The organism is Helicobacter muridarum, assembly GCF_000765805.2.
GTDB lineage: Bacteria > Campylobacterota > Campylobacteria > Campylobacterales > Helicobacteraceae > Helicobacter_A > Helicobacter_A muridarum.
The window spans coordinates 41938-49017 of sequence record NZ_JRPD02000014.1 but is presented as its reverse complement, the minus strand read 5'-3'; the positions used below and the strand labels follow the sequence as shown (position 1 = coordinate 49017).

General features: G+C 32.3%; 4 protein-coding genes. 2 read left to right on the top strand and 2 right to left on the bottom strand.

The genetic code is table 11. The features are described 5' to 3' along the window. Positions 1-202 precede the first annotated feature (202 nt). Positions 203-847, bottom strand: coding sequence for an HAD family hydrolase (locus tag LS73_RS06705; protein WP_034558731.1), 645 nt, complete (start codon positions 845-847; stop codon positions 203-205). A gap of 402 nt (positions 848-1249) precedes the next feature. On the opposite strand from LS73_RS06705, the gene LS73_RS06700 reads away from it, so the two are divergent. Together LS73_RS06700 and LS73_RS06695 are read left to right on the top strand one after the other, a co-directional pair. Then, positions 1250-3166, top strand: a complete 1917-nt coding sequence (locus LS73_RS06700; protein ID WP_104692174.1) for a DUF1561 family protein — start codon at positions 1250-1252, stop codon at positions 3164-3166. A gap of 787 nt (positions 3167-3953) precedes the next feature. Continuing rightward, positions 3954-4409, top strand: coding sequence for a DUF302 domain-containing protein (locus tag LS73_RS06695; protein WP_034558997.1), 456 nt, complete (start codon positions 3954-3956; stop codon positions 4407-4409). A 778-nt stretch (positions 4410-5187) separates the two neighbouring features. Here the strand turns inward: LS73_RS06695 and dnaK are convergent. Then, positions 5188-7077, bottom strand: a complete 1890-nt coding sequence (dnaK, locus tag LS73_RS06690) for a molecular chaperone DnaK (protein ID WP_034558728.1) — start codon at positions 7075-7077, stop codon at positions 5188-5190. Positions 7078-7080 lie beyond the last annotated feature (3 nt).

The window sequence follows — 7080 nt, the reverse complement described above, 5'->3', positions numbered from 1 at the left end:
AGTTAAAGAGCATAAAAGTCTTACAACAAATAGAATAAATAGAATAGAATGAAAAATGAAGTAGATTATAACAGAAAGAGGTGGAGTGGATGTAGAGGGTAGTCCATAACATTTCAATATTTGACACCTTTACTATCTTTTTATAAAGCATATTAGAATAAGTTTTATAGTTTAAATTTGAATGTGGTAATTATGGATTTTATTAAAATAAACTTTCATATTTTTCAAGCATAGCTAAAAGCTCATCTTTTGTGGAAAACTCGTTGTTTTGAAGAATCTCATTTTTAGCATTAGCTTCTCTCCATTTAGCTTGTAGATAGGGGATTTTTGCATTGGCTGCTGCTTGCTCATCTTTAAGGCAATTCCCCACAAAAACACTTTGCTTAAAAGGGGCTTTTTGTAAGATATGGTAAATCATCATAGGGCTGGGTTTAGATTCTATATCGGGGTTTGTGCCAATTATAATGTCAAAATATTCTGCGATATTATGTCTTTGCAAAATTGGTTTTAGTTTTTCTTGGGGAGCATTAGAAGCAAGGGCTAGAAAATATTGTCTTATTTTGCAAGTTTCGAGCATTTCACGCACGTTTTCAAATAACGCCGCATTTTGCTCATAATGCTTTTTAAAGTATGATTCAAAGCCGACTTTGTAGCTCCTGTGGGGAAAATTATCAATATTATAAAAAACTTTGGCACAATCAATGCCGGGAGTGTGTATAGCGTGTTGTATGGTAGATTTTGGAATCTCTGGTAATTGTCTGTCCTTGCGAATTTCAGCAACTGCAGCACAAATGCAATCCTCACTATTAAGCAATGTCCCATCCATATCAAAAATCACATTTATCATTGGCTCTCCTTGTGGTTTTAAAAATTATAAGTTAGATTGGGTAAGAATAGGCTTAGTTGGGATATTTTGGATTTAGAGGATTTGTTGGAATAAAAATTGGCATTAGAAACTAAATGTGAGTAGTAGGAATATTTTGCTTTAAGAATTATTAAATCTAGCTTTTTTATCTTTGTAAGTTTTAATATAAAATTGCTCTATTGCAAGGCATTAAAGAAAGCTTGCTAAATTTTGTTTAAATTTTTACTTGTTTGTGCTAGAGATGAATTGATATTAAGACTTTTATTTTTTATAAAAAATAATATAGAGTTATTATAAAGTTTAATATTGAAGATCTAAGTTTTAATTAAAAGACTTTAAGGTATTAATTTATCTACTTCATCATAAAAGATAAAAGGAGGTTTTATGAGGAAATTGTTTTTTTATATGATGTTATTGCTTTTTGTTACAGATTTTGTTTTTGGTGCAGATTCTATTATCCAAAAGCCTGTGCAAACCCCAAAAGATAGGTCAATTCAGGTTTATACCTCTTCGGGTAAGCTTTGTTATATCCCCACCTTTTCTTTAGGGGCAGACAATGGTTCTTATATAGGGATTCTTAATTGTTCTTTAAAGGAAGCAAGAGCTGCAAGATATGATGTATTTGGCAGAATAGGCTTTTATATTAATAATATTTGGCAATGTATCACTGCTCCAGATAGTGTCGCTACCTATGATAGATGGATAGCAGATTATGTTTATCTTCGCCCTTGTGTGATTAATGATTCAAGACAAAAATGGAAAATTAAAAATAGAATATTTTATAGCCTTGATGAAAGCTATAGTATTCAAGATGATGGTTCTTATTTGTATGCGGTGCATAGAGTTGCAAAAAATCTAAAACAACATAAACTTACCCCCTCCATGAATGAATGGATGGATACTATTGCAATACCCGGAAATATTAGTATTATTACTTCACTTTCTTGGGAGCTATCAACTAAAGAAGGGAGTGAGCGTTATTTTCTCTACAATGATGCTTCACAGAAAAATACAACTCCCCTATATTACAATTTAGATAGAGGATACATAGCACAATATAATAGCTTAGCTGGCATATTATATTGTATGTATTCTAATGTAGGAAGTAATGATTGGAATTGGATAAGTTGGGGGAAATGCAGTGATTCAAAACCTAAGGAGAAAGATAAACCTTTTTGGAATCCTATAAGTATCTCAGAGAATAAATTTGCCTTTGAAGATAAAGATGGGAATATCTTAAGAGTTACTGGATATGGAGCACATTGGGGCGTGCCTTATGCCGTTAAACCAACATTTTTACCAGAAGATACGGGCAAGAGCCAAACTTCAGAGTTTTTAACAGATAAGGATTTTAGAGAATTGAGACGTTTTATTAATGCAAATGTGGGTGCTAATTTAGAATCTTGCCCTGCTGGAGGGCATAATCTACAAAGGAGATTAAAGCAAAGCCCGTGGTTTCCCTCAAATTTCGAGCTTAGCCCAGAGTGGATACACAGGCTTTATGCCATATCTCAAACTACTGCGGGTGCTTCTGTAGGAGTTGGTGCCACTCCTGCATCAAGTGGGTTTTGTGGGACATGTTTATTGCATTCTTACCAAATGATTGCTGAATTACTAGAAAATCCTTATCAGACACGCCCTAGCGGAGGGTATTTTTTCAATACCGCAGCCCATACCAACCCTTTTATTTCTTTTAGGGAAAGACATTCTATCTTGCATGATACCCTAGCGGATATTTCAGAATATATCAATAGACCCTTAAGTACTGTTGGCGATGCGTTTTATCGCACATTAGATAGAGCTTATGCGGGTTCTATTTCTATGCTCCCTCAATATGAATGGGATTTGTTTGGCAGAGTTGATAGGGCAGCGGAGGTTGATACATTACTCTCTAGGCTCTTTAATGCAGATGCAGGTAGAATCTATCTTGCGACATATGTTAGAACAGGTGCTTCTGGGAGCGGTTTTGCTGTGCATGCTATGGTTTTATTAAGGACAAATAATGGTGTGATTGCCATTCCTACAAATATACAAACTACTTTAGAGGCTTTTACCCAAAGTCTTACTCCTGCAAGAAATGCCGATGAACTCCATTTAGCCCTAGAGAGGGCAGGGAGTTTTAGCCAACGAAGAGAAGTGTTAGGTTTGGGTATTTTTGAAGTGAGGGGAATACATGAGAATGAGTTTGAATCTATGATTTCTGTACGTGATTGCACTGGAGAGGGTGAGGGCAGGAGAGGAAATACGCTTATTCCTTTGCCAGAGCTACTTAATCAATGTATAAGTGGGAGATGTTTTTAGGGCTACATATTGTTGTTTTTAAATTACCTTTTTAATAGTGTCTCTTATAGAATTTTGAGCATTTGCTCGGATTCTATAATTCTTTACCATTGTGGCTTAGAAAAATACATTAAATTTGTATTTTATATTATTAAATATTTTTTGGTCAATATTTGCTATCAATTTCTATTTTGGTATTTTCGATTTTGTAAAATTCTAAAATATATTTTTTCCAAAGTGCCAATAACACAACATTAACCACACATTGTCAAGTGCAAGTGCCTCTCTATAATTTGCATTAAAACTACCCACCTTAAAAAGTCATTTCATTAAGTTTAGCAAATTCTAAAAATTTGTTTTTCTTCTTCTAAATTACATATCATTAAAATCATTAAAATTTTTATAGCACAAATAAAAGCAAAGATTTTTTAAAGACCTCTGCAAAGCTTAGTATATTTACCTTAAGTCTATAGAGATTCTAAAAATTTTATAAAAATGCAGAATAGGCAAAAAAATGCACTTTACAAGGAATAGCAACAAAAAAGCACAAATAAGAGAGTTAGAATAAGTGAGTTAAGGCTTGGTTGTGTGGTAATGGGCTGTGACTATATTGAAGCAAAAGATAAAAATGTAAAAAGAGTTGGCAAATAATACACCAAGATAAAATTATATTATTGGCATAAACCTAGTAATATAATAAATTAAATGAAAATACATAAAATAAGCAAATGTAATATATTTTGAAAAGACCAATATACATTAAGCAATAACATTGTATAATGGCAAATATCCTAAAAGTGAGATAATAATGAAAAATTTGATATATACAATAATACTGGTGGTTGGTATGGTTACAAATATAATTGACGCAAAAGAAAGCAATATAAAAAAAGCGATGCAAAGTAGGCATAGTTTTGAAACAACTTTTGAGAATGTAGAGAAATTTCTAAAAGAGAAGAATATAACAATATTTGCTGAATTTAAGCATTCTGATTGGGCAAGTAGTGTAGATGAAGAGCTAAATCCAACTAAAGTAATAGTATTTGGAAACCCAAAAGTTGGCACCGCTTTAATGAGAGAAAATCAGAATATAGCAATAGAGTTACCATTAAAAATAGTTGTATGGCAGGACCCTAATGGAAAAGTATTTGTAAATACCACGGATATAAAAGATATAGCAAAAAGATATGGTATAAAAAATCAAAAAGTTATAGATAATATAGCAAAGCTTTTAGCACAAATTGTAGAAAATGCTACAAAATAAGCTAAATTTTTGGTATTTGTAATATCTATATCTTGATAGATATTATGTTTTAGACTTCTAATATTGATAGATTTATCTTACCTAATTTTAGATCTACAAACAAGCCTTGTGAGATAATGAAAATACCTCATAATATTTTATCCATAGTAGATTGATTATATATAATGGAAGCTATACTACTGTAACACATATAAAAAATGATCTAATAATTTAAAACATTTAATGCTTAATAAAAATTTATGTATTAAAAAGCTGATAAGATCATGTAAAATCATTTTTTTAAATAGCAAAGGTAGATTCTATACATCATATTATACAAATATACAAGTAGTAGAAAACGTTGGTAAAAAGCTTTATTGCTTAGTAAATTTTCAGAATATAAAATAATAAGAAGATCGCATAGATTTATAATTAGATTCTGTTTACAGAAGAAATCTAATTATAAATCTATGTCTACATCATTAAGTAAGATTTATATTCTATATATAATCACTTATTCTATTATACATAAGGCACTTTAATTCTAATATTATTAGAAATATTATTTCTAATAATATTTCTATAACTAGATTACACTTAACAAGATTATTACAATTTTAGAGATATTGAACCAAATTCGACAATTATCAATTAGTCAAAAACTAAGAGCTGAAGATGATTGTTGTAAAAAATCATAGAAGTTATAAAATTTATAATTATATATCAACTGCATATATATTATAACGTTATATACTTCTATTATATTACAAATTTCACGCTACATAAAGAATCTAAAAACTTACACAACTTCCGCATCAATCACATCATCATCTTTTTTCTTGTTGCTGCTTTGTTTTCCACCTGCTTGCTGTGATTGAGCCTGCGATGTCATAATATTTTGAAAACCATCATTTAAAGCTTTAATTTTAGATTCTATCTCCTCTTTTGAGGAATCTGCATTCTTTAATGTATCTTTTAAGGAATCTTTTAGACTCTCAACCTGAGATAGCACTCCATCATCAACTTTACCCTTGTTCTCATCTTTGCGCATATCCTCTATGCTCTTTTCTACTTGATATACAAGGCTATCAGCTTGATTTCTAACCTCAATAATCTCCTTGCGCTTGGAATCTTCTTCTTTATGAAGCTCGGCATCTTTTACCATTTTTTGTATTTCTTCATCAGATAAACCGCTAGAACCGGTAATTTTAATTTCTTGAGACTTACCTGTATTTTTGTCCTTTGCAGATACAGTCAAGATTCCATTTGCATCTATATCAAGTGTTACTTCGATTTGGGGGACACCTCTTGGAGCTGGCGGAATTCCTTGTAAATCAAAGTTTCCAAGCTTTTTATTATCTTTTGCTAATTCTCTCTCGCCTTGATAGATTTGTATTGTAACTGCTGGCTGATTGTCCTCTGCTGTTGAGAACACTTGACTTTTTTTAACCGGAATTGTTGTACCCTTCTCTATAATTTTTGACATAACACCACCTAAAGTCTCAATTCCAAGGCTTAGTGGAGTTACATCAAGAAGCAAGACATCCTTTACATCACCTTTTAAAACACCGCCTTGTATCGCAGCACCAACTGCTACCACTTCATCTGGATTTACTGATTTATTTAAGTCCTTACCAATAAATTCCTTTACTCTTTGTTGCACCTTTGGAATCCTAGTAGAGCCTCCAACCATAACAACTTCACTAATATCACCCTTACTTAATCCCGCGTCTTTAATAACTCCATCAATCTTTTTAATAGTATCTTCAATCAAATGGTTAATTAATGTTTCAAACTTTGCACGAGTTAACTTCTTAGTTAGGTGTTTTGGACCATTTGCATCGGCTGTTATAAACGGTAAATTAATTTCTGTTTCTGTTGCAGAACTTAACTCTTTTTTTGCATTCTCTGCGGAATCTTTTAATCTTTGTAATGCCATAACATCATTTTTTAGATCAATTCCCTCATCGCTCTTGAATTCATCAACAATCCAATCAATGATCTTGTTATCGAAGTCATCTCCACCCAAGAACGCATCTCCACCTGTAGCCAATACCTCTACAACTCCATCCCCCGTCTCAAGAACTGTTACATCAAATGTGCCACCCCCCAAATCATAAACCATAATCTTCTCTGCATCTTTTTTATCTAATCCATAAGCAAGAGCAGCTGAAGTAGGCTCATTAATGATTCTTAGTACATTTAGACCTGCAATAGTGCCAGCCTCTTTTGTCGCCTTTCTTTGAGCATCATTAAAATACGCTGGAACAGTTATTACTGCTTCAGTTACTTCCTCACCAAGATAATCTTGAGCATCTTCTTTAAGCTTAATTAGAATCTTTGCAGAAATCTCTTGTGGAGTATAAATCTTATCTGCAATTTCAACTGCACATGCTCCATTCCTATCTATGATACTGTATGGCAGCCTCTTTTCAGCTTCTTTTGCCTTATCCTCATCAAACATCAAGCCCATGATTCTCTTGATTGAATAAATGGTCTTCTTTGGATTCGTGATAGCCTGCCTTTTTGCTGGCTCTCCAACCAAAATTTCACCTTTATCAGTAAAAGCCACTATAGAAGGAGTAGTATTCTTACCTTCTTTGTTAGCTATAATTTTTCCTTCATTGCCTTCATAAACTGCCATTGCAGAATTTGTTGTGCCTAAATCTATTCCTAAAACTTTACCCATATT